This window comes from Allobosea sp. LjRoot9, assembly GCF_964252745.1.
GTDB lineage: Bacteria > Pseudomonadota > Alphaproteobacteria > Rhizobiales > Beijerinckiaceae > Allobosea.
In genome coordinates this window covers 644,835-667,280 of record NZ_CAXUPC020000002.1, presented here as the reverse complement: position 1 = coordinate 667,280, position 22,446 = coordinate 644,835, and the positions used below count along the sequence as shown (strand labels likewise).

The following is a 22,446-nucleotide window of genomic DNA, read 5'->3' as shown; positions in this document are numbered from 1 at the left end:
GATTCTGCGCAAGCCGCGTTCCAGTCCCTCCGCCGGTATGACCCGGATCAGGTTCGATGGGTTCGGCCTTTACGGCCATCTCAGCTCTTGCGAGCACCCCTCGGAACGGCTGGGAAGTTAGGCGTGATAGCGCCAGTGCGCAACCGGCAAACAGCGCCCGGCTCGCATGACGTCATTGCCGTGTGTTCATCGCCTCGTTGATTGCGGCGTCGCTCGGCGCAACGACGGCTGCGACGGATCGAGCGGCGCGATCTTCGGAAGCGGCGCATTCCGGTGGTGTGCTCTGTTGCGGGTCAGGCGCTCCTGGCGCGCGGCCACGGCAGCACTCGTCCCGACATGACCATGCGATCACGCCCGCCGTCCTTGGCGGAATAAAGCGCCCGATCAGCTGCTCCAACCAACGAGGCGCAGTCTGTCGTTGCATTGGAGTTCGGCCAGACAGTCGCGCCGCCAAGGCTCGCCGTGACGAGCCTGGACGGAGGGTTCGACCCGTGCGGGATCTGGATGTCGTGAAGCGCTTCGCAGAATCTCATGCCGACCAGCTCGCAGCCTTCGGCATCCGTGCCCGGCAAGAGGAGGGCGAACTCTTCCCCGCCATAGCGCGAGGCCAGGTCGCCCGGGCGTCGTGCTTGCGCGGCCAGGACGGCGGCCACAGCACGCAGGCAGCCATCTCCAGCCGGATGTCCGTAGCGATCGTTGAATTTCTTGAAATGGTCGATATCGATCATCAGCACGGAAAGGGCGGTGCCCTCTCGCGAGGCTCGCGCCCATTCTTGCTCCAGCCGCTCGTCGAAACATCGGCGATTGGCGAGCCCCGTCAGTCCGTCCAAGGTCGCCAGCGCCGCGAGTTTGTCTTCGAGATCCTTGTGCTCGGTCATATCGCGCGAGATCGCCACGACGCCATCGATCGTGCCGCTATCGGACCTCGTCACGCGCAAGGTCGTCTCGATCCAGATCTCGATCTTCTCTCGGTGGCGCGTGCGATAGATGACCCTGGCTTCCTCGACCTCGCCGCGCTTCAGCGCAGCGACGACCTGTTCGACCCGGGGCAAATCCTCCGGGTGGACACCGGCCAGAGCCGGCGTTCCGACCAGTTGCGCGGGGTCCCAGCCCAGAACGCTCGCGGAGGAAGGGGAGGCGTAGAGAATGCGCTCGTCGAAATCGATCCGGGTGACCATGTCGCTGGATGCTTCCGCGAGCAGACGGAAATCGGCCTCCTTGGCGATCAGCGCTGCCGCCATGCGCTGACGCTCATAGAGTTGACGCACGAGATACAGGCCGATGACGCCAATCACCAATGTCAAAGCCAGCACGAAGGCTATCCGGGCCATGGCGGCCTGACGCCAGCGCAGCAGAACGTCATCCTGGGCTTCCGTCGCCAGCACCAGGAGCGGATATCGCTCGCTGAACCTGAAGGAACTCAGACGTTGCAGCCCATCCAGCGGTGATTTGAAATAATAGACGCTGGCTGCGGGCCGGGACATCCTGTCCCTGATCAGAGGTGTCGCCGACATGTCTCGTCCGACATAGGTGTCGTTATCGACGCTGCGCGCGAGCAGAATGCCATCGGCGCTGAGCAGCGTGATTGCCCCGTTGGGGCCGATGTCGAACCGGCGATAGAACTGCGAGAAATATCCGGCGTCGATCGTCGCCAGGACCACACCGGCGAAAGCGCCATCGGGATGGTTGAGGCGCCGGGACACCGTGATGATCCACTGACCACCGGTCCGGCTTTGAACGGGTCGGCCCAGATAGATGCGGCGATCGTCCACAGAGCGATGATGCTGGAAATATGCGCGGTCGCTGTTGTTGAGGCCCGCGAAGTCGACTTTCTCCGTGGTGGCCAGCCAGCGGCCCGTTTCGTCGTAGACGAAGAGGCCGCGAATTCGCCCTAGCGTCGGTTTGCGAAGGTCGAGAACATTCTGAATTGTCGCGATTGCGGCGGGACTCGTGCCGTTTGTCTCCAGTCTGCTGGCCAAGCCGAAAAGCACTGCATCGGCGAGTTCGATGGTGTCCTCCGCGTGCTGTGTCAGCGAGCGCGAGAGATTGATCATGTCGACTTCGGCGTTCTTCAGATCGGCTTCCCGGGTGGCCCATTCGCGCCATCCGCTCAGGGCGAGAATGGCGATGCAGACCACCGTGACGAATGCCGCGGCCCAGAATGGCAGACGCGGCAGGCTTTCGGCATGACCATTGATGCGACTAGCCTTCATGGCCGTTTCCTCCGAAGCGGAGTTTCACATCGCGGTCGCAATCCTCACATCGCAGCCTTAATAAAGCTTAGCGCCAGTGAGCCTCTCCCGATGCCGCCCCGACCGGTTGGCGCCTCCCGGGGGAGTGTCGTTCGTCGGGCTGCCATGCCGGCGCCGGTATCGCAGCGTGGGCGCAGAGCGTCGTGCTCTACGCCATGACGCAGGAGCTCAGGACACAGGAGTTCAGGCGGTGATGTCGACGGTCTGGCCCTGTCCGGCCGGAAGGGCGGCCTTCGCCTGGGCCGCACCTTGCTGCAGCAGGTCGGCCACAGCCTGTTCGGCATCGGCTTGCTGCTTGACGATTTCGGTCTGGATGGTCTGGCGCGTGGCCGCAGCCTGGCTCGCGGCGAGGCTCTGCGCGATGGCAATCGATGAATCGCTCATGGTTGGTCTCCTCTCAGTTAGAGCGTTTTCAAGCGAGGTGGACACCGGTTCGCGTGAAGAAAACGCGTCAAAAACAAAGGGCTAGAGTCATTGAACGATCGCGTTGGAGCGAAATTCCTCTAGAGCCAGACCAGAAGAGCTAGACCAGAGACCTTGCCGCTTCATGAAAGCGATGCCGCGAAAGCGAACCGGCGCGGCAGCGAGCCGCCGCGCCGGCATTGTCTTCAGCGCCCGCTCTGCCCGGCCAGCAGCGGCGTGATCCGCCGCAGCGTCACGCGCCGGTTCTCGCGCGAGGGCTCCTGCGTCGCGACCTTGAGATATTGCTCGCCATAGCCCTGGGTCGTCAGGTTCTCGGCCGGCACGCCGAAGTCGCGGGTCAGGATTTCCGCAACCGATTGAGCGCGGCGGTCCGACAAGGACAGGTTGTCGATGTCGGAGCCGACGGCGTCGGTATGCCCCTCGACCAGGAAGACCTCGTTGGGCGAGCTCTGCAGCCCCTGCCGGATCGACTGGGCGATGGTGGCGAGCCGCTGCGCCTGGTCCGGCACGATGGTCCAGGAGCCTGTCTCGAAGGTCACCGTATCGATGTCGACGCTGCGCATCCGCGCCCGCAGATCGGGCGAATAGCGCACCTCGTCGAGCGTGTAGCGGCGCGGGATCGCCGCGATCGGCGGGGCCATGATCGTCTCGTAGATCAGACGCTCATCGGCCCGCTCGGCATCGACGATATAGCGCTCGCGCGGCATCGGCAGCGGTGGCGGCGGCAGCACGACGATCTCGTCCGAAAAGCGGTCATTGGGCCGATCGCGGCGGGTGTTGTCGATGATCACGTACTCCTGACCGTTGCGGTCGAGCCGGGTGCGGCGGATCAGGCGGCCATCCTGGTCGGTGATCGTGACGATGCGCGTGCCGTCGGGCCGCTCGAAGACGTTGCGGTTCTCGTCGCCCAGGCGCTCGGTTCGGCCCTGGAAACCGAGATCGCGGAAGGACTGCGTCTCGTCGCGGCGGATGATGACACGGTCGTCGTCGCGAATGATCGTGCGGCCGGGCTCGCGGATGATCGTGACGTCGCCGTCGCGCCGTTCCTCGCGCCGGCTGCGGACATCGTCGAAGCGCTCCGCGCCTTGCGTCGCCATGATGCCGCCGATCACGCCGGCGCCAAGGCCGATCGCGGCTGCGCCGCCAAGCCCGATGCCGCCACGCCGGCCTTGCCGGTCAGGCGCCGGCGGTTGGCCGGGAGCACCAGCGGGCGGCTGGCCTGCTGGCGGAGGCGCAAGAGTCTGTCCGGGCTGAGTCTGTCCGGGCTGCGGCTGGGCGGAAGGCAGCGGGGGAGCACCCGGGCCGCGCGCTCCTGGAGCGGGAGCCGCCGGGGCTGCAGCTGGCGGAGGCGCCAGAGTCTGTCCGGGCTGGGTCTGCCCTGGCTGCGGCTGGGCGGCAGGTGGCGGCAGGGGCGTTCCCGGACTACGCCCGCTCGGAGCAGGAGCTGTTGGAGCCGTCGCTGGCGCAAGCGTCTGCGGTGCGGCCGCGGGCGGAGGCACGGGCGTCGGACGGGTTGCCGGCGCTTGGCCCGGAGTCGCCGCCGGCGGAGCGGCTTGGGGCTGGCTCGGCGGCAATGGCGCGCGCGGGGCGGCCGGGGCCGTGGGCGTGGGTGTTCCTGGCGTCGAGGGCGCTGCCGCCGGCGGAACTAGAGCAGGACGGGGCGCTGCCGGCGCGGCGTTCGGGGCAGGTGCAGGTGCAGGTGCAGGCTGAGCCGCGGGCGGTGCGCCCGGCGTGCGGCCGGCCGGAGGCGGCGGCGCGACAGGGGCAGGCGCGGGCGTCGGCCGGGCGGCCGGCGGCTGACCGGGCAGGGGCTGCGGCCGTGCCGCCGGCGGGCGGCCGGGTTCGCCTGGGGCGGGAGCCATGATCGGTGGGACGGGGCGCGGCATCGATGGTTCGCGGGGCGGCTCGGCGCGCGGAGCGGGCGCGGGCGGAACGGGGCGTGCCGCCGGCGGCTCGGCCCGGGGCTGGGGCCGAGGTTCTGGCGCAGCGGCCGGCGGAGCCGGAGCGGGACGGGGCGCAGCCGGAGCAGCCGGCGCGGCGTTCGGGGCTGCCGGGGCAGCGGGGCGCTGTATCGCCGGCGGCGTGCCGGGCGCGGGACGGGCCGCAGGCGGGCGCTCGCCTCCCGGCTGCTGTCCTGGCGGCCGGGGTCGGCCTGGCCGGCCAGGTTCTTCCTCGCTGGGAGCGGGGGCGGGCGCTTGCGCCAGCAGCAGGACATTCTGAGCGGAGGGAGCGGCGAAGCCGCCCTGCGACAAGGTGATCGCAGGCAGCATGGTTCCGATCAGGAGCCAGTTCTTGGTGCGCGTCATGAGATCCGTTTCCGTTTCAGCGACGGGCATCAACGCGTTTGCGCGCTGAACCCCCGATGAAGCGAAAACGGCCGAAATCGGGCAGAGTTCCGTCCCGCCCGGTATTGCCGGGCAGGATGGTGCGGTTCAGAGCCCGGCCTGCGCCTTCACATAGCGCGCAATCTCGGCATGGCTGGCGAACCAGACATCGCCCTTCGCCTTGGCGTGCTGGATCAGCTTCTCGAGGATCCAGATGCGCGAGCGATAGGTGATGATATGCGGGTGCATGGTCAGCAGGAACAACCCGCCATCCTCATAGGCGCCGTCGAATTCGCGGCGGAAGATGTCGAACACGGTCTCCGGCGCGGTATAGGGCCGCAAGGCCTGGAAGCGGTTCATGTTGAAATAGACCGCGTCGTCGCGAATCCATTCGACCGGCAACTCGACCATGCCGGTGGCCTCGCCCTTGTCGATCAATTCGTAGGGGTCGTCATCGGCGAAGAGCGATGAATCGTAGAGCAGGCCGAGTTCACGCTCGATCGCCAGCGTCACTTCGGAGAAGTCCCAGGACGGCGTCCGCATTCCGACTGGCCTGACGCCGGTGACCTTTTCCAGCGTGTCGGCCGAGCGCAGATGCAATTCGCGCTCATTGGCTGGGGGCACGGCGGTGTTGACCTCGTGGATCCAGCCGTGAAGGCCGATCTCATGGCCCTCCGCAATGACGCGGCGCTGTTCGTCCGGGTAAAGCAGCGCAGTCACCGCCGGCACGAAGAAGCTTGCCTGGATGTCCTCCTTCGCCAGCAGGCTCAGGATGCGCGGCATGCCGACGCGATTGCCGTACTGGCCCCAGGAGAGCCGCCCGACCGACTTGCCGCCATCGCGTAGTTCGTTGGTCTCGTGATCGACGTCGAATGACAGCGCCACCGCGCAGCGTGCGCCGTTGGGCCAGGCCTTCGGCTTCAGATTGCGTCCGGCGCGGACGCGGTTGACCTTGGCGCGCCAGGTCTCTTCAGGCCATTGCCAGGGTTCGAGAGGCAGATCGGTCATGGCAGGCTCCTTCAGGCGGGGGCGAAAGGCGCGAAATGACAGGCGCTGAGGCGGGCCGCGCCGACCTCGCGCAGCAGCGGCCGCTCCTCGCGGCAGCGCTCCGCCGCGAGCGGACAGCGCAGATGGAAATGGCAGCCCGCCGGCGGCGAGAGCGGCGAGGGCAATTCGCCCGCGATCGGCTTGAACGACGTCGTGACCCCGTCATCGAGCACGAGCTTGGGCACGCTGTCGAGCAGCGCCTGGGTATAGGGATGCTGCGGGGCGGCGTAGACCGCCTGCGTCTCGCCCAGTTCGACGATGCGGCCGAGATACATGATCGCGACGCGGTCGCAGAGATGGCGCACCACGCCGAGATCATGGCTGATGAACAGCATGGTGAGGTTGAGTTCGCGGCGCAGCTTCAGGAACAGATTGATGATTTGTGCCTGGATCGAGACATCGAGCGAGGCGACAGGCTCGTCGCAGACCAGCATGTCCGGCTGCATCGCGAGCGCACGCGCGATCGCGATGCGCTGGCGCTGCCCGCCCGAGAACTGGTGCGGGTAGCGCGAAGCGAAGGCCGGATCGAGCCCCACGGTCGTGAGCCATTTGCCGACATAGTCGCGCGCCTGCGCCTTCGTCGTCAGGCCATGCGCGAGCGGGCCTTCCGCAATGGTGTCGCCGACCTGCATCCGTGGATCGAGCGAGGCGTAGGGGTCCTGGAAGATCATCTGGACGCGCGTCGTCGTCTTGTGCCCACCCGACATCACCGGCTCGCCGGCAACCGAGGTCGCACCCGCGCTCGGTGCCAGAATGCCGGCGACGACGCGGCCGAGCGTGGACTTGCCGCAACCGGATTCGCCGACGAGCCCGAGCGCCTCGCCCTTGGCGACGGTCAGGGAGACGCCGTCGACGGCGTGGGTGATGCGGGTGTCGACCTTCTGGCCGAGCTTGGCTGCGATCCTGTCGCCGAAGGAGACGCGCGGCGCGAACCGGCGCGAGACGTTCTCGATGTTGAGGAAGGCGTCGGTCATGTCGCGACCTCCAGCCCGAGCGGGTGGTGGCAGCGATGCTGGCGCAGGCGGTCCGTCACCAGCTCCGGCATCACCAGCTCCGGCATCACTTGGCAGGCGGCGTCGGCGCGCGGACAGCGCGGTGCGAAAGCGCAGCCCGGCGGCAGCGAGAGCAGCGAGGGCGTGGAGCCTGGAATCTGCACTAGATCGCGGCCGGGCTCGGCCCGCGCCGGCAGGGAATCCAGCAGCCCACGCGTATAGGGGTGGCGCGGGTTGCGCAGCACGGCGGCCGTCGGGCCGGCCTCGACGATGCGCCCGGCATACATCACCGCGATCTTGTCGGCGAGCGAGGAGACAGTGGCGAGGTCGTGGCTGATCCAGATCAGCGCCATGCCGAGATCGGCGACGAGCGCCTTCATCTCGGCGAGGATCTGCGCCTGGATCGAGACGTCGAGCGCCGTCGTCGGCTCGTCGGCGATCAGCAAAGCAGGATCGTGCAGCAGCGCGATTGCGATCGCGACGCGCTGGCGCATGCCGCCGGAGAATTCGTGCGGATAGGCGCCCAGGCGGCGCGCGGCATCGGGAATTCCGACGCGGGTCAGCACGGCAACGCTGCGCGCGCGCGTCGCCTGCTCGCCGGTCACGCCATGGGCTTCCAAGGCCATGCGCATCTGCTCGCCGATGGTGATGACCGGGTTCAGCGTCGTCGCCGGGTCCTGGAAGACCATGGCGATGCGCTTGCCCCGCAGCTGCCGCAGTTGCGAGGGCCGCATCGAAACCAGGTCCTGTCCCTCGAAGCGCACGGCGCCCGAGGCGATGCGGCCGGGTGGATCGACAAGGCCCAGCAGCGAGAAGCCGGTGACGCTCTTGCCCGAGCCGGACTCGCCGACGAGGCCCATGACCTCGCCCTTGCTCAGACGAAAGGAAACGCCATCGACCGCCTTCACCACCCCGGCGCGGGTGAAGAAATGCGTCGCGAGGTCCGTGACCTCCAACAGCGGCGCCGTGGCCGCGCCACCGCTCATCGCTTCAGCCTCGGATTGACCTGGTCGCGGATCTGGTCGCCGACGAGGTTGATGGCGACGATGAGCACGATCAACGCGATGCCGGGATAGATCGAGATCCAGTAGCGGCCAGACAGCATGTACTGGAAACCGTTCGAGATCAGCATGCCGAGCGAGGGTTCGGTGACCGGAAGTCCGACGCCGAGAAAGGACAATGTGGCCTCGAGCGCGATGGCGTTGGCGACCTGCACGGTCGCGATCACGATCAGCGGTGGCAGGCAGTTGGGCAGGATGTGGCGGAAGACGACCTGCCAGCCCGGCAGCGGCGTCGAGAGCGCCGCCTCGATATAGTCCTTGCCGCGTTCGGCCGCCGCTGCGCCATGGGCGGTGCGGGCGAAATAGGCGTATTGGGCGGCGGTGAGCGCGGTGATGAGTTGCGCCTTGCCCTGGCCGAGCAGGGCAGAGAGCACGAGCGCGAGCAGGATCGCGGGAAAGGCGAGCTGCAGGTCGATCACCCGCATGATGAAGGCCTCCCAGCGCCCGCCGACATAGGCCGCGCCCAACCCAAGGCTGACGCCGATTACGAAGGCACAGGAGCCGGCGATCAAACCCATCTGCAAGGAGATGCGCAGGCCGTAGAGGATGGCTGAGAACAGGTCGCGTCCCTGCGCGTCCGTGCCCAGGATATGGGTGTAGCCGCTCGAACCGACGAAACCCGGCGGCCGGCGCGCATCCATCAGCACGAGATTGGCGAGGTCATAGGGGTCCTGCGGCGCGACGAGCGGGGCGAGCAGCGCGACGCCGATCATCAACACCACGACGGTGAGTGCGGCGAGCGCGACCCGGCTCTCGCGGAACTCGGCCCAGAAGCGGGCGATCGGGGAGGCGGGCTTCATCAGGCGCGCGCCTTCCGCAGGCGTGGATCGAGCCCGACATAGGCGAGATCGACCAGGAAATTGATGGTGATGAAGACGCAGGCGACGAGCATGAGATAGGCGACCATCACCGGCCGGTCGAGCGAGGTGATCGAATCGATGATCAGCTTGCCGATGCCGGGCCAGGAGAAGATCGTCTCGGTGACGACGGCGAAAGCCAGCGTCGAGGCGAATTCCAGTCCGAAGACCGTGACGATCGGGATCGCGATCAATCGCAGCACATGCCGGCGCAGCACGGTCCATTCCGAGAGACCGGCGGCGCGGGCGAATTTCACCGTGTCGGTCAGCATCACCTCGCGCGTACCGGCCCTTGCGAGGCGCGTCATCAAGGCGAGCTTGAAGAAGGCGAGGTTCAGCGCCGGCAGCAGCAGATGGCTGAGCCCGTTCAGCGTCAGGAAGCTCCATTCGATGCCGAAGAGCGAGGCCGTGTCGCCGCGACCGCCCGCCGGCAGCCATTGCAATTCGACCGCGAAGGCGATGATCAGCACGAGGCCGATCCAGAAGGTCGGCACCGAGAAGCCCAGGATCGAGACCGCCATGATGATCTTGGCGGGCAGGCCGTCGGGCCGGTAGCCGGCATAGATGCCGGCGGGAATTCCGATCAGCGCGGCGCCGCAGACGGCCAGCAGCGTCAATTCCAGGGTCGCCGGCAGGCGTGACAGGATCAGGTCGAGCACCGGCATGCCGAAGACGAAGGAGCGGCCGAAATCACCATGCAGGATGCGCCCGAGGAAGGTGAAGTACTGCTCCCAGAGTGGCCGGTCGAGCCCATAGCGGGCGATGGTCTCGAGTCTGATGTCCTGGCTGACATCGGGGCCGATCAGCACATCGATCGGGTTGCCGATGGCGTAGACGCCGACGAAGACCAGCGCCGACATGACCAGCATGACGGCGAGCGCCTGCACCACGCGCTCGATGATGTGGCCTAGCATGGGCGGGCGCCGTGGCGTCGCCTCACGGCCAGTCCTCGACCATCGCCGCGCGGGTCTCCTCGACGCCGATCTGCCACAGGCTCAGCATCTCCTCGTCGGAGCGCTGGTAGAGGCCGTGGAAATTGCCGTCGCCAAGGATCTCGCGCTTCCGGGCCGGATTGGCCGCCTGATAAAGCGCCGCATTGAAAGGCGGTTTCGCAGCGTCGGGCAGCGCCACGCCTTCCAGCCGCGTCCAGGGGAAGTTCTCCATCCAGGAGGCGTGCGAGGCTGCCGTATCGATCGCCTTCACCGCTGCCTGAAAACGCGGCCCCGCCCACCAATTGTGCATCCTGACGCTGGCATCGGTCCTCACGCCCATCCACTCCGTGCAGAAGGTCATGGCCGGCGAATTGCCGCCATGGCCGTTGACCAGCACGATGCGGCGGAAGCCGGAGCGGTAGAATCCTTCGAGCATGTCCTCCACCACTGCAATATATGTGCTCAGCCGCAGCGAGACGGTGCCGGGATAGGCGGCAAAGCCCGGCGTCATGCCATAGGCGAGCACGGGAAAGACCGGGATGTCGAGCGGTTCCGCCGCATCCTGGGCCACTTTTTCGGAGAGGATCGCGTCGGTCGCCAGGCTCAGATAGGCGTGCTGCTCGACGCTGCCGAGCGGCAGGACGCAGCGGTCGTCCCGCTTGGCTTGCGCCTCGACCTGTATCCAGTTCATCTGTGCGATACGCACGGCCCGTTCCTTGCAGAAAAGTGTGGCAAAATCCGATGGATGGGCCATCCTTGACTCCCGCTTCCAGGAGCGTCAAGTTCCATTTGGAACTAAATTAGGGAGCTGATCATGCGCCGCGCTCCGACCGCCTTGTCGCGTCTCGACCATGAGCGCGAGGCCGCGCTGCGCGACCTTGATCCGCTCACCATTACCAAGCTCTGGGACAACCCCTGCTGGCTGTCCTTCCGGCTGAACTTCATTGCCTTCCGCTTCAACGATCCTGTCTATCGCTGGATCGAGACGCGCTATGGCCTGGTGCGGCCGGAATTCGTCGTGCTCTACGCCGTCGGCCTGAGGGACGGCGTGGCCGCCAAGAACATCGTGGCCTCCTCCGGCCTGCCCAAGAACACGCTCTCGCGCGCCATCCAGAAGCTTTTGACCCGCCGCCTGCTCAAGCGCGAGACCGACCGCGACGATCTGCGCAGCTTCGTGCTGCGCCTGACCACGGCCGGGCGCGCCATCTTCGAGGAGACGATGCCGGTGATGGTGCAGCAGCAGACCACCATGCTGGAAGGGCTCAGCGAAGCCGAGCAGCGCCAACTCTGCGAATTGATGGACAAGCTCGTCATCGCCTCGCCGACCTGGCCCAATGATCTCGAGAACCAGACATAGCCCGGAGGCATCCGAACCGTCTTTCCAAAGAACCGACGCAGTGCGGCACGTCGAGACTGCCTGCCGGGCTCACTAGAAGCGTTTTCGAGCGAAGTGGATACCGGTTCGCGTGAAGAAAACGTGTCAAAACAAAAGGATAGAGAGATTGAACGATCCGATAGGATCGGAAATTGCTCTAGAGAAAAACCATCGCGTGGAATCAACCGATCATGCCGCCGCTCGACAAGGCATGACAGATCTCAGAGGACCTCCTTCATGACGCTCTCCCTTCCCCTTCGCTCGCTCGCCCTCGCGGCCATGCTTGGTATGTCGGTGTCGACCGCAGCCCTCGCCCAGAACCTCACGATCGGCGTGCGCGCCGGCCCGGAATCGATCGACCCGGCCTACACCGCGACCGGCACCCATGCGGAAGCGCTCAAGCATGTCTTCGACACGCTGACCTGGTCCGGCGACAAGCTGCAGATCGAGCCGCGCCTCGCCTTGAGCTGGAAGGCGATCGCCTCCGACGTCTGGGAGTTCAAGCTTCGTCCGGGCGTGAAATTCCATGACGGCTCGGACTTCACCGCCGAGGACGTCAAATTCTCGATCGAGCGCGTCGCGGTCGTCTCCGGCCCCAACCCGACGACGCCCTATGTCCGCCGCGTCCAGCAGATCAAGATCATCGATCCGCTGACGATCCAGCTCACCACGGACGGGCCGGCGCCGACCCTGCCGAACGATTTCGTCCGCCTCTTCATCGTCTCGCACAAGGCGGCGGCCGGTCTCACCAAGGACACCGCCAACGAAGCCTTCAACAGCGGCAAGGCGGCGATCGGCACCGGGCCTTACAAATTCGTCTCCTGGACGCCCAAGGACCAGCTCGTGCTCGAGCGCTTCGACGGCTTCTGGGGCGAGAAGCAGCCCTGGGCCAGGGTCGTCCGCAAGGAATTGCCCAACGACGCGGCTCGCGTCGCCCAGCTCAAGGCGGGTCAGGTGGACCTCATCGTCCGCGTGCCGGCCTCCGACGTGCCGACCCTCAAGCGCGACGCCAAGCTGACGGTGACCTCGATCGACTCCATCTATGTCTTCAATATGGAGATGTCGATGAAGGACAATCCGCCCGGCGTCACCGCCAAGGATGGTTCGGCCCTGCCGAAAAACCCCTTCGCCGACCCGAAGGTGCGCGAGGCGGTCGACCTCGCCATCGATCGGCCGGCGCTCGTCGAGATCGCGATGGAAGGCCTCGGCGCCCCGGCGAACCAGCTCATGACGCCGGAGATCTTCGGCTTCAACAAGAGCCTGCCGCCGCGCAAGCCCGATCTCGCCAAGGCCAAGGCGCTGCTCGCCGAGGCCGGCTATCCCAACGGCTTCAAATTCGCGTTCGCCTTCACCAGCGACCGCCTGCCGGGTGACCGCCAGGTCGGCACCTCGATCGCGCAGATGCTGGCGCGCGCCGGCCTCGATGTCGCCGCCAACGCCCAGCCCAGCGCGGTCTTCTTCCCGGCGCGGACACGTGGCGACTATGCGGTCAGCATGTCCGGCTGGGGCACGCTGACTGGCGAGGCGAACTACACGCTCTCCTCTGTCGCCCACACCAATGATCCGGCCAAGAGGCTCGGCGCCTTCAACGTCACCGGCTACTCCAACCCGGTCATGGACAAGCTGATCGAGGACGCCGCCATCGAGATGGACGAAGCCAAGCGCTCGGCCTTCCTCCAGCAGGCCAATGCCCTGGTCGCCACGGACCGGCCGCGCCTGCCGATCGTCACAGTCGGCTCGGCCTGGGCGATGCAGAAGGACAAGGTGACGCTCGCAACGCGCGTCGACGAGGACACGCTGGCGATGGACATCAAGCCCGCCAAGAAGTGAAGGGGCGAATGGCGAGTGGCGAATAGCCCCACTCGCCATTCGCTATTCGCCACTCGCCCGCCGCAAAATGAGCCTCCTCACATGACCAATATCGCTCTCGCCATCCATGGCGGCTGCGGCACGCTGCCCAAGGCCGAGATGACCGATGCCGAATGGGCGCAGGCCCGGGCCGATCTCGCAGCCTCTTTGCGCGCCGGCTGGGCGATCCTCGCCAAGGGCGGTGCGGCGGTGGACGCTGTCGAGGCGGCGGTGCGCGTGATGGAGGATTCGCCCCATTTCAATGCCGGCCATGGTTCGGCCTTCAATGCCGATGGCGAGCATGAGCTCGACGTCTCGATCATGGACGGAGCGACGCTGGCGGCCGGCGCGCTCTGCGGCGTCAAGCGCATCAAGAATCCGGTCAGCGCCGCGAAGGCCTTGATGCGGCGCGGCGATCCGCTGCTGCTGGCGGGGGCGGCCGGAGACGCCTTCGCCGAGCATGAAGGCCTCGATATGGTCGAGAACGAGCATTTCTCGACCGAACGCCGCCGCAAGAACCTCTCCTCGATGAAGATCCGGGAACTGGTCGGCACGGCCTCGGAAGCGAGCGAGGCGGAAAAGCACGGCACGGTCGGCGCGGTCGCGCGCGATGCGCAAGGCCATCTCGCCGCCGCGACCTCGACCGGCGGCTACACCAACAAGCCGGTCGGGCGCGTCGGCGATTCCCCCATCATCGGAGCTGGCACCTATGCCCGCGACGGCCGCTGCGCCGTCTCCGGCACCGGCAAGGGCGAGTATTTCATCCGCTATTGCGTCGGCCACGAGATCGCGTCGCTGATCGCCTATAAGGGGCTGAGCCTGAAACAGGCGACCGACACGGTCCTGGCCGAATTGACGGCGCACAAGATCGGCGCCGGCCTCGTCGCCATCGATGCCGATGGCGCCATCGTCGCGCCCTATAATTCCGAAGGCATGTATCGCGGCTGGGTCACGCCCGACGGGCTCGTCCATGTCGCGACCCATGGTGATGTCGAGATGGCGGGGCAGGCATGAGCATACCCGAACCCATCCTGATCTGGGGTGCAGGCGCGATCGGCGGCACGCTGGGCGCCTATTGGGCTCGCGCCGGTATTCCTGGCCTCCTCGTCGATATCGTGCCTGAGCATGTCGAGGCCTGCCGCACGACAGGCCTTGCGATCACGGGCCCGATCGAGGAGTTCCGCCAGATCGTTCCGGCCGTGACGCCGGCCGAATTGAGCGGCACCTATAAGCGCATCGTGCTGGCGGTGAAGGCTGGCGCGACCGAAGCTGCGGTCGCGGCGCTGAAGCCGCATCTCGCTGCGGACGGATTCGTGCTCTCGGCCCAGAACGGCCTCAACGAGTTGACGATCGCAAGCCAGCTCGGCGAGGCGCGGACCATGGGCTGCTTCGTCAATTTCGGCGCGGACTGGCATGGCCCGGGCGAGATTTTGTACGGCAATCGCGGCGCGGTCGTCGTCGGCGAGCTCGACGGGGCGATGACGCCGCGCCTGCGCGAGATGCATGCGTTGCTGAAGCTCTTCGACCAGGATTCGGTCGTGACCGACAACATCTGGGGTTCGCTCTGGGGTAAGCTCGCCTATGGCGCGATGCTGTTCGGTACGGCGCTGACGGATGAGTCGATGTCGGTGAATTTCGCCGATCCCGAGCGCCTGCCGGTCTGGCTCGCGCTCGGTCGCGAGGTTGGCGCGGTCGCCGCTGCGCGCGGCGTACGCTCGCTCGGCTTCGGTGCGTTCGATCCGATGGTCTTTGCGCCCGGCCAACCTGAAGGCCCGCAAATCGAAACGATTGCCTGGCTCGCCGACTACACCTCCAGGACGGCGAAAACTCATTCCGGCATCTGGCGCGATCTGGCCGTGCGCAAGCGCAAGACCGAGGTCGATCCGCAGATCGGCATCATCGCGACGCTGGGCCGCGAGGCGGGTGTCGCCACCCCGGCGCTGATCACGCTGGTTTCGCTCATCCATGAGATCGAGGACGGCAAGCGCCCGCTCTCCTTCGCCACGCTGAAAGTCCTGCTCGACCAATGCAAATCCGCTTCGACAATCGCGTAGCCCTCGTCACTGGCGCAGCCCAGGGCATTGGCCGGGCCATCGCCACGGCGCTGGCCGAGTCCGGCGCGACCGTGCACCTTGCCGATATCGACGCCGCGGGCGTGATCGAGACGGCCAAGGCGATCGGCGCGACGCCGCATGCGGTCGATCTCGGTACGCCCGAGGCTGCGAGCGCGCTGATGGCCGAGATCGTCGCGAAAAATGGCAAGCTCGATCTCATGGTCCATGCTGCCGGCGGGGTGCGCGGGCAGGTCGGCCGGCCGATCGAGGCGATCTCCGAGGCCGATTGGCGCATCATCTTCGCCGCCAATGTCGACGCTGCCTTCTTTCTCGCCCAGGCCGCCGCTCCGGTGATGCGGCAGTCCGGCTATGGCCGCATCGTCACGATCTCGTCCGGCGCTGGCCTGCGGCCGAGCCTCACCGGCATCCAGGCCTATGCCAGCGCCAAACACGCGCTGGTCGGCTTGACCAAGCAGCTCGCCTGGGAGTTCGGCCCCCATGGCGTCACCGTGAACTCCGTCGCGCCGGGCTTCGTGCGCTCCAACCCCGCGACCGAGCGGCAATGGGAGAGCTATGGCCCAGAGGGCCAGAAACGCCTGGTCGAGGGCATCCACACCCGCCGCCTCGGCACGCCCGCCGACATCGCGGCGGCGACGCTGTTCTTCCTGAGCGAACAGGCCGGCTGGATCACCGGCCAGGTGCTGTCCGTGGATGGCGGACGGTCGTAAAGGGCTTCTCGCGCGAACCTCGTCGTCATGCTCGCCCTTGTGGCGAGCATCCACGTCTTGAACTCAGATCTCGAACTCAGATCTCGGTCAGCAAAGACGTGGATGGCCGGCACAAGGCCGACCATGACGGGTGAGCAGAAGCGCGTCAGCCTCACGCCTTCGGCAGGTCCGGCACGCGATAGGCCGTCGTCGACTTGATCCGCTCCATCGCGAAACGCGAGGTCACATTCTTCAAGGGGATCGTCTCGATCAGCTTCTTGTAGAAGCCGTCATAGGCCGCCATGTCGGCGACGACGACGCGCAGCATGTAGTCGACATCGCCGGCCATGCGGTAGAACTCCATCACCTCCGGCATCGACGCGACCATCTGCGCGAACTTCTCCAGCCATGGCCCGGAATGATCGGCGGTCTCGATCTGGACGAAGACGGTGAGCCCGAGCCCGATCTTCTCAGGCGCGACCAGCGCGACGCGTTTCACGATGACGCCGGACTGCTCCAGACGCTGGATGCGCTTCCAGCACGGCGTCTGCGACAGCCCGACACGGTCGGCGAGTTCCGCGATCGAGATGTTGGCGTCGCCCTGCAGGACGGTGAGGATTTTTCGGTCTATCGCATCCATTCTCGTATTCCGTCCGTGAGAAGAAGATTATATCTGTCGATCGCTACAAAAAAAGAATAATTATCTTTTTAAGGCTCGCAACTTGTTTTCAGATAGAAAATCCTTTTCTCAATCTGTCAATGGGTGCATTTCCGGCACCGTTCTCACGAAGGATTTGATCGATGGATCGCCGCCAGTTCCTGCTCGCCGGTTCCGCGCTTCTCGCCGCCGCGCCTTTCGCCGGTGCACGCGCCCAGGACGCTGTCACCGCCCGCATCGGCTACATCCCGGTCATCGGCACGGCTCCGGTCTTCGTCGCCAATGGCGAGGGCTGGTTCAAGGAGGCTGGCCTCAATGCGAGCTTCACGGTGTTCGAATCCGGCCCGAACATGATCCAGGCCTTCGCCTCCGGCACGATCGATTTCTACGTCGCCGGCATCGCGCCGCTGGCGGTGGCGCGCTCGCGCGGCGTCGATGTCCGCGTCGTGGCTGCCACGGCGGTGGCCGAGAACGTCTTCGTCGCCGCGCCGTCCCTGACGAAATTCTTCACGCCGGGCACCACGGCGGCGGCCGCCTTCAAGGCGTACAAGGCCGCGACCGGCAAGGCCGCGCGCCTCGCCACCCAACCTGCGGGCTCCGTGCCCAACACCACGCTGCAATACTGGCTCTGGGAGGTCGCCAAGGCCGACAAAGCCGATGTCGAGATCGTGCCGATGGGCATAGACGCGACCCAGCAGGCGGTTCTGGCAGCGGCTGTCGAAGGCGCGATCGTGCGCGAGCCGGCGCTGACCATCATCCAGACCCGCAACCCCGGCATCAAGCTGATCGCGGGCGGGCAGGAGCTCTTCCCCGGCCAGCCCGGCACGGTGGTGGCGGGCTCGGGCGCCTTCGTCACCAAGAACCCGGAGGTCGTGCAGAAGCTGGTCAACAGCCTCGTGCGCGCCGCCGATCTGATCGCCAAGAACCCCGACAAGACCGCGCCTCATGTCGGGGGCGCGCTCGGCAAGGGCATCGTCGACCCCGAATTGATCCGCAAGGCGCTGACCTCGCCGGCGAGCACCTTCGAGATCGATCCGCGCAAGATCATCGAGCCGTCCCGCGTCATGCAGGCCTATCAGGTCAAGCTCGGTTCGCTCGATAAGGAATTGCCGTTCGACGGCCTGTTCGAGACGCAGTATTACGAGCGCGCGATCAAGACGGGCGGCTGACATCCTTGCAATCCCTTCGGGCTCCGGCCCTAGCCCTCGCGGGCCTCGTTGCCTTCCTGCTGTTCTGGGAGGCGATCCCCTTCTTCGGCCTCGTGAACCCGGCCTTCCTGCCGGGCCCGAGCGCCTTGCCGAAGGCGTTTTGGCGTGAGGTCACCTCGGGCGCCTGGCTTGCCGCGATCCTCGGTTCGCTCGGCCACTACTTCACCGGCCTGATCACCGGCTCGGTGCTCGGCGCGGCGCTTGGCGTGCTCGTCGGCATGTCGCGCATCGCGGAAGAGGCCACTGCCTGGGTGGTTCGCCTGCTGCGGCCGATCCCGGGCCTTGCCTGGGTGCCCTTTGCCATCATCTGGTTTGGTGTGAACCCGTCGGCCGCGGTGTTCATCATCGCGATCGGCGTGTTCTGGATCGTCTTCTTCGCCGCCCAGGGCGCGATCCGCGGCGTCGATCGCGATCTGATCGAGGTCGCCGACGCCTTCGGCTTCCGCACGAGCTGGCAGCGCCTGACCAAGATCCTGCTGCCGGCTGCCATGCCCGGCATTCTGATCGGCGTGCGCACGGCGCTGGGCCAGGCCTGGATGGCGGTCGTCGCGGCCGAGATCTTTGGCGTCGCCGGCGTCGGCCAGCGCATGATGCAGGCCTCCAGCCTGCTCGCGACCGATATCGTGGTGATCTACATGCTGACCATGGCGGGGCTCTACGGTTTCCTCGACACCCTCTTCGTCGCCTTCCAGAAATGGGTGCTGCGATGGAAAGCGTGATCGACATCAAGGCCCTCTCGCTGACCTTCACCCGCGATGGTGAGGCGACGGAGGTGCTGCACAAGCTCGATCTCTCGGTCGCGCGCGGCGAGTTCCTGGCGATCGTCGGCCCGTCGGGTGTCGGCAAGTCGACGCTGCTGCGCGTCATCGCGGGCCTCGCCAGGCCCAGCGGCGGCGAGGTCGTGATCAATGCTGCGGACAGCGCCCGCCGGCCGGTCGCGCTCGTCTTCCAGGATTCGCGCCTGCTGCCCTGGCGCAAGGTCGCCTCGAATGTCGGCTTCGGGCTGGAGGGACAGCTTTCGCGCCACGAGCGACAGGCCAAGGCGCAGGAGATGCTCGATCTCGTGGGCTTGAGTTCGCTGGCGAATCGCTGGCCGCACCAGCTCTCCGGCGGCCAGCGCCAGCGTGTCTCGCTGGCCCGCGCGCTCGCGGTCGAGCCCGAGATCCTGCTGATGGACGAGCCGTTCTCGGCGCTCGACGCATTGACCCGCGAAAGCCTGCAGGACGAACTGATCCGCGTCTGGCAGCGCACCGGCAAAACCGTGCTCTTCGTCACCCATGACATCGACGAAGCGGCTTATCTCGCCGACCGCGTCGTCATCCTCTCCGGTGCGCCGGGCCAGATCATCGCCGAGCACAGGATCAGCGCGCCCCGTCCCCGCAAGCGCGGCGAGGCGGCCGAAGCCGAGATCGTGCGCGCGGTGCGACTGGGTCTGGGCGCAGATACTGTGACGGACGGCGCGGCGATCTGAGGGCTCACTCCCCCTCGACATGCGCCTTGAACGCCTCGGCAAAGCCGGGGTGCCAGCGCGAGAGTGGGGGACGGTTTTCGATGATGTCGCCGATCGCCCAGGCCATGCGCTTCTCGTCGAGCGCGCGCGGCGTCTCGTTGTCGGGGCAGAGGATGTAGAAGTCGCCCGCGCCCAGTCGCTCCAGCATGAAGTCGACCGTCTGCTCCGGCGTCCAGGCCCCGGCCGGTTGCTCGAGGCGCCCCTTGGCCGTGAGCGGTGTGTAGACAAAGCCGGGGATCAGGAGATGGGCGCTGACCTTGCAGCCTGCCGTCCCGCGCAATTCATGCTGCAAGGCTTCGGTAAAGGCCTTCACGCCGGCTTTCGAGACGTTGTAGGCGGGGTCGCCGGGTGGAGTGGTGATGCCCTGCTTCGAGCCGGTGTTGATGATCAGGCTCGGCGCGCCGCCGGCAATCATGTCGGGCGCGAAGATCTGCGTGCCGTTGACGATGCCGCCGAGATTGACGGCGAGAATCCGCTCCCAGGTTTCGGTCGGTCCGAACATCGCGCTGCCCGGCTGGATGCCGGCATTGTTCATCAGCACATGGACGGCGCCAAAGCGGGCCGTCACCTGTTCGTGCAGGGCCTGAACCGCTTCGCGCCGCGCCACGTCGGTGGGTGCGGCTAGCACGTTCTCCTCGCCGACGAGCGTCGCCAGCACCTGCCCGGCGGCCTTGAGCCCTTCCGCGTCGCGGTCGGCGATGGCGACCTTCATGCCTAGCCCCGCGAAGGCGCGGGCGGCGGCGTATCCGATGCCCGAGGCGGCACCCGTGACCACGGCGACATGAGAGGGGGCGATGGCGGCAGGCAGTGTGGCCATGATCAGCTTTCAACATTCCGGAGTGTCTGGCGCGCAGCTAAAGCAGCGCAGGCGGCGACATCATGGCGCGGTGCGCTGTTTCCGTGCTTGCCTGAGAATGACGGCCTCTTCCCGGACGACCTCTTGCCGGCATCACCGGCTTGTCATTGGCTCTATCAGGCAAAGTCGGGCATCTGGAGGGGAAATTGAACGGGATGACGACCTAGCCCATGGCTCAGACCTTTCGACAAGGCCTCCTGCGCAACGCCGTACTGGCGTTCGCGCTGATCGCGCCGGCGCTCGCCATCGCGGCGGAATCGGCTGCAGTCAGCTCGCCGCGCGTCACGGCGACTTTGCTGTCGAGCCGCGATGCCGTCCAGCCGGGTGAGCGCTTCCAGGTCGCGCTTGTCCAGAAGATCGCCAGGGGCTGGCACACCTATTGGCAAAACCCCGGTGATTCCGGTGAGGCGACGCGCATCGACTGGGCTCTGCCGGCCGGCATGACGGCGAGCGAGATCCGCTGGCCCGCGCCCAAGGCGCTCCCGGTCGAGCCGCTGGTCAATTTCGGCTTCGAGGGCACGCTGCTGCTGCCGGTCGAGATCGCTGTGCCCGAAAGCGCCAAGCCCGGCGAGCGGGTGACGCTGAAGGCCAATGCGACCTGGCTTGTCTGCGAGAAGATCTGTATTCCCGAGGAGGGCGCCTTCACGCTCGACCTGCCGGTCGAGGCCACGGCGATCGTCGATGAGAACGCCCAGTCGCGCATCGATGCGACGCTTGCAGCCTTGCCGCAGCCCGCCGGTTTCAAGGCGAAGCTGACGAGCGATGGCGACAGGCTCGCACTCTCGCTGCCGGGCCTGGGCGCGCAGGCGAGTGACATCCGCTTCTTTCCACTCTCCGACACGCTGATCGAGCACGCTGCGCCGCAACCCGCCACGCCGGCCGCCAATGGCGTGAACCTGCAGCTTGCCCGCTCCAGCGCGTTCAAGCTGGAGAACGCGGAGCTCTCCGGCGTCGTCACCTTTAGGGACGGGGGCCTGCCGCGCGCGCTTGCGGTGACAGTCGAAGCCGAGCCCGCTTTGCTGACCGCAGCGACAGGGGCAAGCGCTGCACCGCGCCCGGCCGTGGTGCGACTGCCGGTTCCGGTCGAGGGCGCCGACCTGACGCTCTGGGCGGCGCTCGCCTTCGCCTTCGCCGGTGGGCTAATCCTCAATCTGATGCCTTGCGTGCTGCCGGTGCTGTTCATCAAGGCGCTGGGCTTTGCGCAATTGGCGCGGGCGCATCGCGACGAGGTTCGCGAGCAGGGCGTGCTCTTCCTCAGCGGCGTGGTCGTGACCTTCATGATCCTGGCCGGCATCGTTGTCGGCTTCGCGGCGCTCGGCTCCAGCATCGGCTGGGGGTTCCAATTGCAATCGCCGCCCCTGGTCATCGCGCTTGCCGTCATCATGACGCTAATCGGCTTCAACCTGCTGGGAGCCTTCGAGGTCGGAACCTCCGCCGGAGGCGTGGGCCAGGACCTTGCCAGCCGGGGAGGGCGCCTGGGCGCTTTCATGACCGGCGCGCTCGCCGTCGTGGTCGCGACGCCTTGCACGGCCCCCTTCATGGGCGCGGCGGTGGGCTATGCGGTGACGCAGCCGCCTGTCATGGGCCTCGCCGTCTTCCTGGCGCTGGCGCTCGGCTTCGCTTTGCCGGTCCTGGCGCTCTCCTTCGCGCCCGGCCTGTTGCGCCTGCTGCCCAAGCCCGGCCGCTGGATGATGATCCTGAAACAAGCCTTCGCCTTTCCGATGTTTGCGACCGCGATCTGGCTGGTCTGGGTCGCCTCGGTGCAGGCCGGCCCCGGTGGCGTCCTGGCGGCGCTGGTCGCGGTGCTGGCCGCGGGCTTCATCGTCTGGCTCGTCGGCGTCACGCGCGGCGCCGGCCAGGTGCGCCTGGCCGCTGCGGGCCTTGCCGCGCTGATCGCGCTTGGCGCCGGCTGGTTCGTGCTGCAGAGCGCCGTACCCAGCGCCACCAGCGAAGCGCGCGCCGGCGATATCCAGGCCTGGACACCAGAGCGCGTCGCAAGCCTGCAGGCCGAGGGCAAGCCAGTCTTCGTCAATTTCACCGCCGCCTGGTGCATCACCTGCCTGGCGAATGAGCGCGTCGCGCTCTCGCGGCAGGAGGTCAAGGACGCCTTCGCCGAATTGAAGGTCGCCTCCCTCAAGGCCGACTGGACCAACCGCAATTCCGCGATCGCCCAGGCGCTGGCCGAGCAGGGCCGCGCCGGCGTGCCGCTCTATCTGTTCTATCCCGGCAAGAAGGATGCGCAGCCCGAGATCCTGCCGCAATTGCTGACGCTTGACATGCTGGTCACGGCCGCCCGCCGTGCCGCCGGCAAGGAGATGAAGACCGCTTCCCGCTGAGAGTTC

21 protein-coding genes and 1 riboswitch are annotated in these 22,446 nt (G+C 66.8%); of the genes, 9 read left to right on the top strand and 12 right to left on the bottom strand.

Annotation, left to right across the window (positions count from 1 at the left end; genetic code table 11):
• Positions 1-6 precede the first annotated feature (6 nt).
• A riboswitch (TPP riboswitch) is annotated at positions 7-111 on the bottom strand.
• Positions 112-293: 182 nt separating this feature from the next.
• The 10 genes from ACSQ3P_RS11780 to ACSQ3P_RS11735 form a co-directional block, all read right to left on the bottom strand.
• A complete protein-coding gene (locus ACSQ3P_RS11780; protein ID WP_436165750.1) occupies positions 294-2,213 on the bottom strand; it encodes a sensor domain-containing diguanylate cyclase in 1,920 nt (639 codons plus the stop codon).
• A gap of 222 nt (positions 2,214-2,435) precedes the next feature.
• Complete coding sequence (locus tag ACSQ3P_RS11775; RefSeq protein WP_311911537.1) at positions 2,436-2,636, bottom strand: hypothetical protein; 201 nt, start codon at positions 2,634-2,636, stop codon at positions 2,436-2,438.
• 224 nt (positions 2,637-2,860) lie between these two features.
• Complete coding sequence (locus tag ACSQ3P_RS11770) at positions 2,861-3,787, bottom strand: OmpA family protein (RefSeq protein ID WP_436165749.1); 927 nt, start codon at positions 3,785-3,787, stop codon at positions 2,861-2,863.
• Positions 3,784-3,912, bottom strand: a complete 129-nt coding sequence (locus tag ACSQ3P_RS11765) for a hypothetical protein (RefSeq protein WP_436165748.1) — start codon at positions 3,910-3,912, stop codon at positions 3,784-3,786. The genes ACSQ3P_RS11770 and ACSQ3P_RS11765 overlap by 4 nt, the downstream gene beginning before the upstream one ends.
• Positions 3,913-5,107: 1,195 nt before the next feature.
• Positions 5,108-6,007: a polysaccharide deacetylase family protein gene (locus tag ACSQ3P_RS11760; protein WP_436165747.1), complete on the bottom strand. Its 900-nt coding sequence runs from the start codon at positions 6,005-6,007 to the stop codon at positions 5,108-5,110.
• Positions 6,008-6,018: 11 nt separating this feature from the next.
• Positions 6,019-7,020 carry an ABC transporter ATP-binding protein gene (locus ACSQ3P_RS11755; protein ID WP_436165746.1) on the bottom strand — a complete coding sequence of 334 codons (1,002 nt, stop codon included), beginning with the start codon at positions 7,018-7,020 and terminating at the stop codon, positions 6,019-6,021.
• Positions 7,017-8,024: an ABC transporter ATP-binding protein gene (locus tag ACSQ3P_RS11750; RefSeq protein ID WP_436165745.1), complete on the bottom strand. Its 1,008-nt coding sequence runs from the start codon at positions 8,022-8,024 to the stop codon at positions 7,017-7,019. The genes ACSQ3P_RS11755 and ACSQ3P_RS11750 overlap by 4 nt, the downstream gene beginning before the upstream one ends.
• Positions 8,021-8,899, bottom strand: a complete 879-nt coding sequence (locus ACSQ3P_RS11745) for an ABC transporter permease (RefSeq protein ID WP_436165744.1) — start codon at positions 8,897-8,899, stop codon at positions 8,021-8,023. Before ACSQ3P_RS11745 ends, ACSQ3P_RS11750 begins: the two co-directional genes overlap by 4 nt.
• A complete protein-coding gene (locus tag ACSQ3P_RS11740; protein ID WP_092170915.1) occupies positions 8,899-9,870 on the bottom strand; it encodes an ABC transporter permease in 972 nt (323 codons plus the stop codon). Before ACSQ3P_RS11740 ends, ACSQ3P_RS11745 begins: the two co-directional genes overlap by 1 nt.
• Positions 9,871-9,892: 22 nt before the next feature.
• A complete protein-coding gene (locus ACSQ3P_RS11735; RefSeq protein WP_436165743.1) occupies positions 9,893-10,594 on the bottom strand; it encodes a creatininase family protein in 702 nt (233 codons plus the stop codon).
• 108 nt (positions 10,595-10,702) lie between these two features.
• On the opposite strand from ACSQ3P_RS11735, the gene ACSQ3P_RS11730 reads away from it, so the two are divergent.
• From ACSQ3P_RS11730 to ACSQ3P_RS11710, 5 genes are all read left to right on the top strand, one after another.
• Positions 10,703-11,245, top strand: a complete 543-nt coding sequence (locus tag ACSQ3P_RS11730; RefSeq protein ID WP_436165742.1) for a MarR family winged helix-turn-helix transcriptional regulator — start codon at positions 10,703-10,705, stop codon at positions 11,243-11,245.
• 255 nt (positions 11,246-11,500) lie between these two features.
• A complete protein-coding gene (locus ACSQ3P_RS11725; protein WP_436165741.1) occupies positions 11,501-13,093 on the top strand; it encodes an ABC transporter substrate-binding protein in 1,593 nt (530 codons plus the stop codon).
• An 81-nt stretch (positions 13,094-13,174) separates the two neighbouring features.
• Positions 13,175-14,125, top strand: a complete 951-nt coding sequence (locus ACSQ3P_RS11720) for an isoaspartyl peptidase/L-asparaginase family protein (RefSeq protein ID WP_436165740.1) — start codon at positions 13,175-13,177, stop codon at positions 14,123-14,125.
• Entirely contained in the window at positions 14,122-15,165 is a 1,044-nt protein-coding gene (locus ACSQ3P_RS11715) for a ketopantoate reductase family protein (RefSeq protein ID WP_436165739.1), read from the top strand. Before ACSQ3P_RS11720 ends, ACSQ3P_RS11715 begins: the two co-directional genes overlap by 4 nt.
• On the top strand, positions 15,138-15,893 hold the full coding sequence (locus ACSQ3P_RS11710) for an SDR family NAD(P)-dependent oxidoreductase (RefSeq protein ID WP_436165738.1): 756 nt from the start codon (positions 15,138-15,140) through the stop codon (positions 15,891-15,893). Before ACSQ3P_RS11715 ends, ACSQ3P_RS11710 begins: the two co-directional genes overlap by 28 nt.
• A gap of 151 nt (positions 15,894-16,044) precedes the next feature.
• Here ACSQ3P_RS11710 and ACSQ3P_RS11705 read toward each other — a convergent pair whose 3' ends face one another.
• Positions 16,045-16,512: an Lrp/AsnC family transcriptional regulator gene (locus ACSQ3P_RS11705; protein WP_092170895.1), complete on the bottom strand. Its 468-nt coding sequence runs from the start codon at positions 16,510-16,512 to the stop codon at positions 16,045-16,047.
• Positions 16,513-16,673: 161 nt separating this feature from the next.
• On the opposite strand from ACSQ3P_RS11705, the gene ACSQ3P_RS11700 reads away from it, so the two are divergent.
• From ACSQ3P_RS11700 to ACSQ3P_RS11690, 3 genes are read left to right on the top strand one after another with little or no spacing between them, the layout of a single operon-like run.
• The gene (locus tag ACSQ3P_RS11700; RefSeq protein WP_436165737.1) at positions 16,674-17,699 is read left to right on the top strand and encodes an ABC transporter substrate-binding protein; all 1,026 of its coding nucleotides are present in this window, start codon (positions 16,674-16,676) and stop codon (positions 17,697-17,699) included.
• Between the two features lie 5 nt (positions 17,700-17,704).
• On the top strand, positions 17,705-18,457 hold the full coding sequence (locus ACSQ3P_RS11695; protein ID WP_311911510.1) for an ABC transporter permease: 753 nt from the start codon (positions 17,705-17,707) through the stop codon (positions 18,455-18,457).
• On the top strand, positions 18,445-19,209 hold the full coding sequence (locus ACSQ3P_RS11690) for an ABC transporter ATP-binding protein (protein ID WP_436165736.1): 765 nt from the start codon (positions 18,445-18,447) through the stop codon (positions 19,207-19,209). Before ACSQ3P_RS11695 ends, ACSQ3P_RS11690 begins: the two co-directional genes overlap by 13 nt.
• Before the next feature lie 4 nt (positions 19,210-19,213).
• Here ACSQ3P_RS11690 and ACSQ3P_RS11685 read toward each other — a convergent pair whose 3' ends face one another.
• Complete coding sequence (locus ACSQ3P_RS11685) at positions 19,214-20,065, bottom strand: SDR family NAD(P)-dependent oxidoreductase (RefSeq protein WP_436165735.1); 852 nt, start codon at positions 20,063-20,065, stop codon at positions 19,214-19,216.
• 209 nt (positions 20,066-20,274) lie between these two features.
• Between ACSQ3P_RS11685 and ACSQ3P_RS11680 the strand changes: the two genes are divergently transcribed.
• Positions 20,275-22,440: a protein-disulfide reductase DsbD family protein gene (locus ACSQ3P_RS11680; RefSeq protein WP_436165734.1), complete on the top strand. Its 2,166-nt coding sequence runs from the start codon at positions 20,275-20,277 to the stop codon at positions 22,438-22,440.
• Positions 22,441-22,446 lie beyond the last annotated feature (6 nt).

Excerpts from the sequence above, each read along its gene's own strand:
- ACSQ3P_RS11775 (WP_311911537.1), bottom strand. The coding sequence starts at position 2,636 with ATGAGCGATTCATCGATTGCCATCGCGCAGAGCCTCGCCGCGAGCCAG.
- ACSQ3P_RS11705 (WP_092170895.1), bottom strand. The coding sequence starts at position 16,512 with ATGGATGCGATAGACCGAAAAATCCTCACCGTCCTGCAGGGCGACGCC.
- ACSQ3P_RS11715 (WP_436165739.1), top strand. The coding sequence starts at position 14,122 with ATGAGCATACCCGAACCCATCCTGATCTGGGGTGCAGGCGCGATCGGC.
- ACSQ3P_RS11690 (WP_436165736.1), top strand. The coding sequence starts at position 18,445 with ATGGAAAGCGTGATCGACATCAAGGCCCTCTCGCTGACCTTCACCCGC.
- ACSQ3P_RS11710 (WP_436165738.1), top strand. The coding sequence starts at position 15,138 with ATGCAAATCCGCTTCGACAATCGCGTAGCCCTCGTCACTGGCGCAGCC.
- ACSQ3P_RS11780 (WP_436165750.1), bottom strand. The coding sequence starts at position 2,213 with ATGAAGGCTAGTCGCATCAATGGTCATGCCGAAAGCCTGCCGCGTCTG.
- ACSQ3P_RS11685 (WP_436165735.1), bottom strand. The coding sequence starts at position 20,065 with ATGGCCACACTGCCTGCCGCCATCGCCCCCTCTCATGTCGCCGTGGTC.
- ACSQ3P_RS11720 (WP_436165740.1), top strand. The coding sequence starts at position 13,175 with ATGACCAATATCGCTCTCGCCATCCATGGCGGCTGCGGCACGCTGCCC.
- ACSQ3P_RS11750 (WP_436165745.1), bottom strand. The coding sequence starts at position 8,024 with ATGAGCGGTGGCGCGGCCACGGCGCCGCTGTTGGAGGTCACGGACCTC.
- ACSQ3P_RS11680 (WP_436165734.1), top strand. The coding sequence starts at position 20,275 with ATGGCTCAGACCTTTCGACAAGGCCTCCTGCGCAACGCCGTACTGGCG.
- ACSQ3P_RS11755 (WP_436165746.1), bottom strand. The coding sequence starts at position 7,020 with ATGACCGACGCCTTCCTCAACATCGAGAACGTCTCGCGCCGGTTCGCG.
- ACSQ3P_RS11725 (WP_436165741.1), top strand. The coding sequence starts at position 11,501 with ATGACGCTCTCCCTTCCCCTTCGCTCGCTCGCCCTCGCGGCCATGCTT.
- ACSQ3P_RS11760 (WP_436165747.1), bottom strand. The coding sequence starts at position 6,007 with ATGACCGATCTGCCTCTCGAACCCTGGCAATGGCCTGAAGAGACCTGG.
- ACSQ3P_RS11730 (WP_436165742.1), top strand. The coding sequence starts at position 10,703 with ATGCGCCGCGCTCCGACCGCCTTGTCGCGTCTCGACCATGAGCGCGAG.
- ACSQ3P_RS11745 (WP_436165744.1), bottom strand. The coding sequence starts at position 8,899 with ATGAAGCCCGCCTCCCCGATCGCCCGCTTCTGGGCCGAGTTCCGCGAG.
- ACSQ3P_RS11700 (WP_436165737.1), top strand. The coding sequence starts at position 16,674 with ATGGATCGCCGCCAGTTCCTGCTCGCCGGTTCCGCGCTTCTCGCCGCC.
- ACSQ3P_RS11740 (WP_092170915.1), bottom strand. The coding sequence starts at position 9,870 with ATGCTAGGCCACATCATCGAGCGCGTGGTGCAGGCGCTCGCCGTCATG.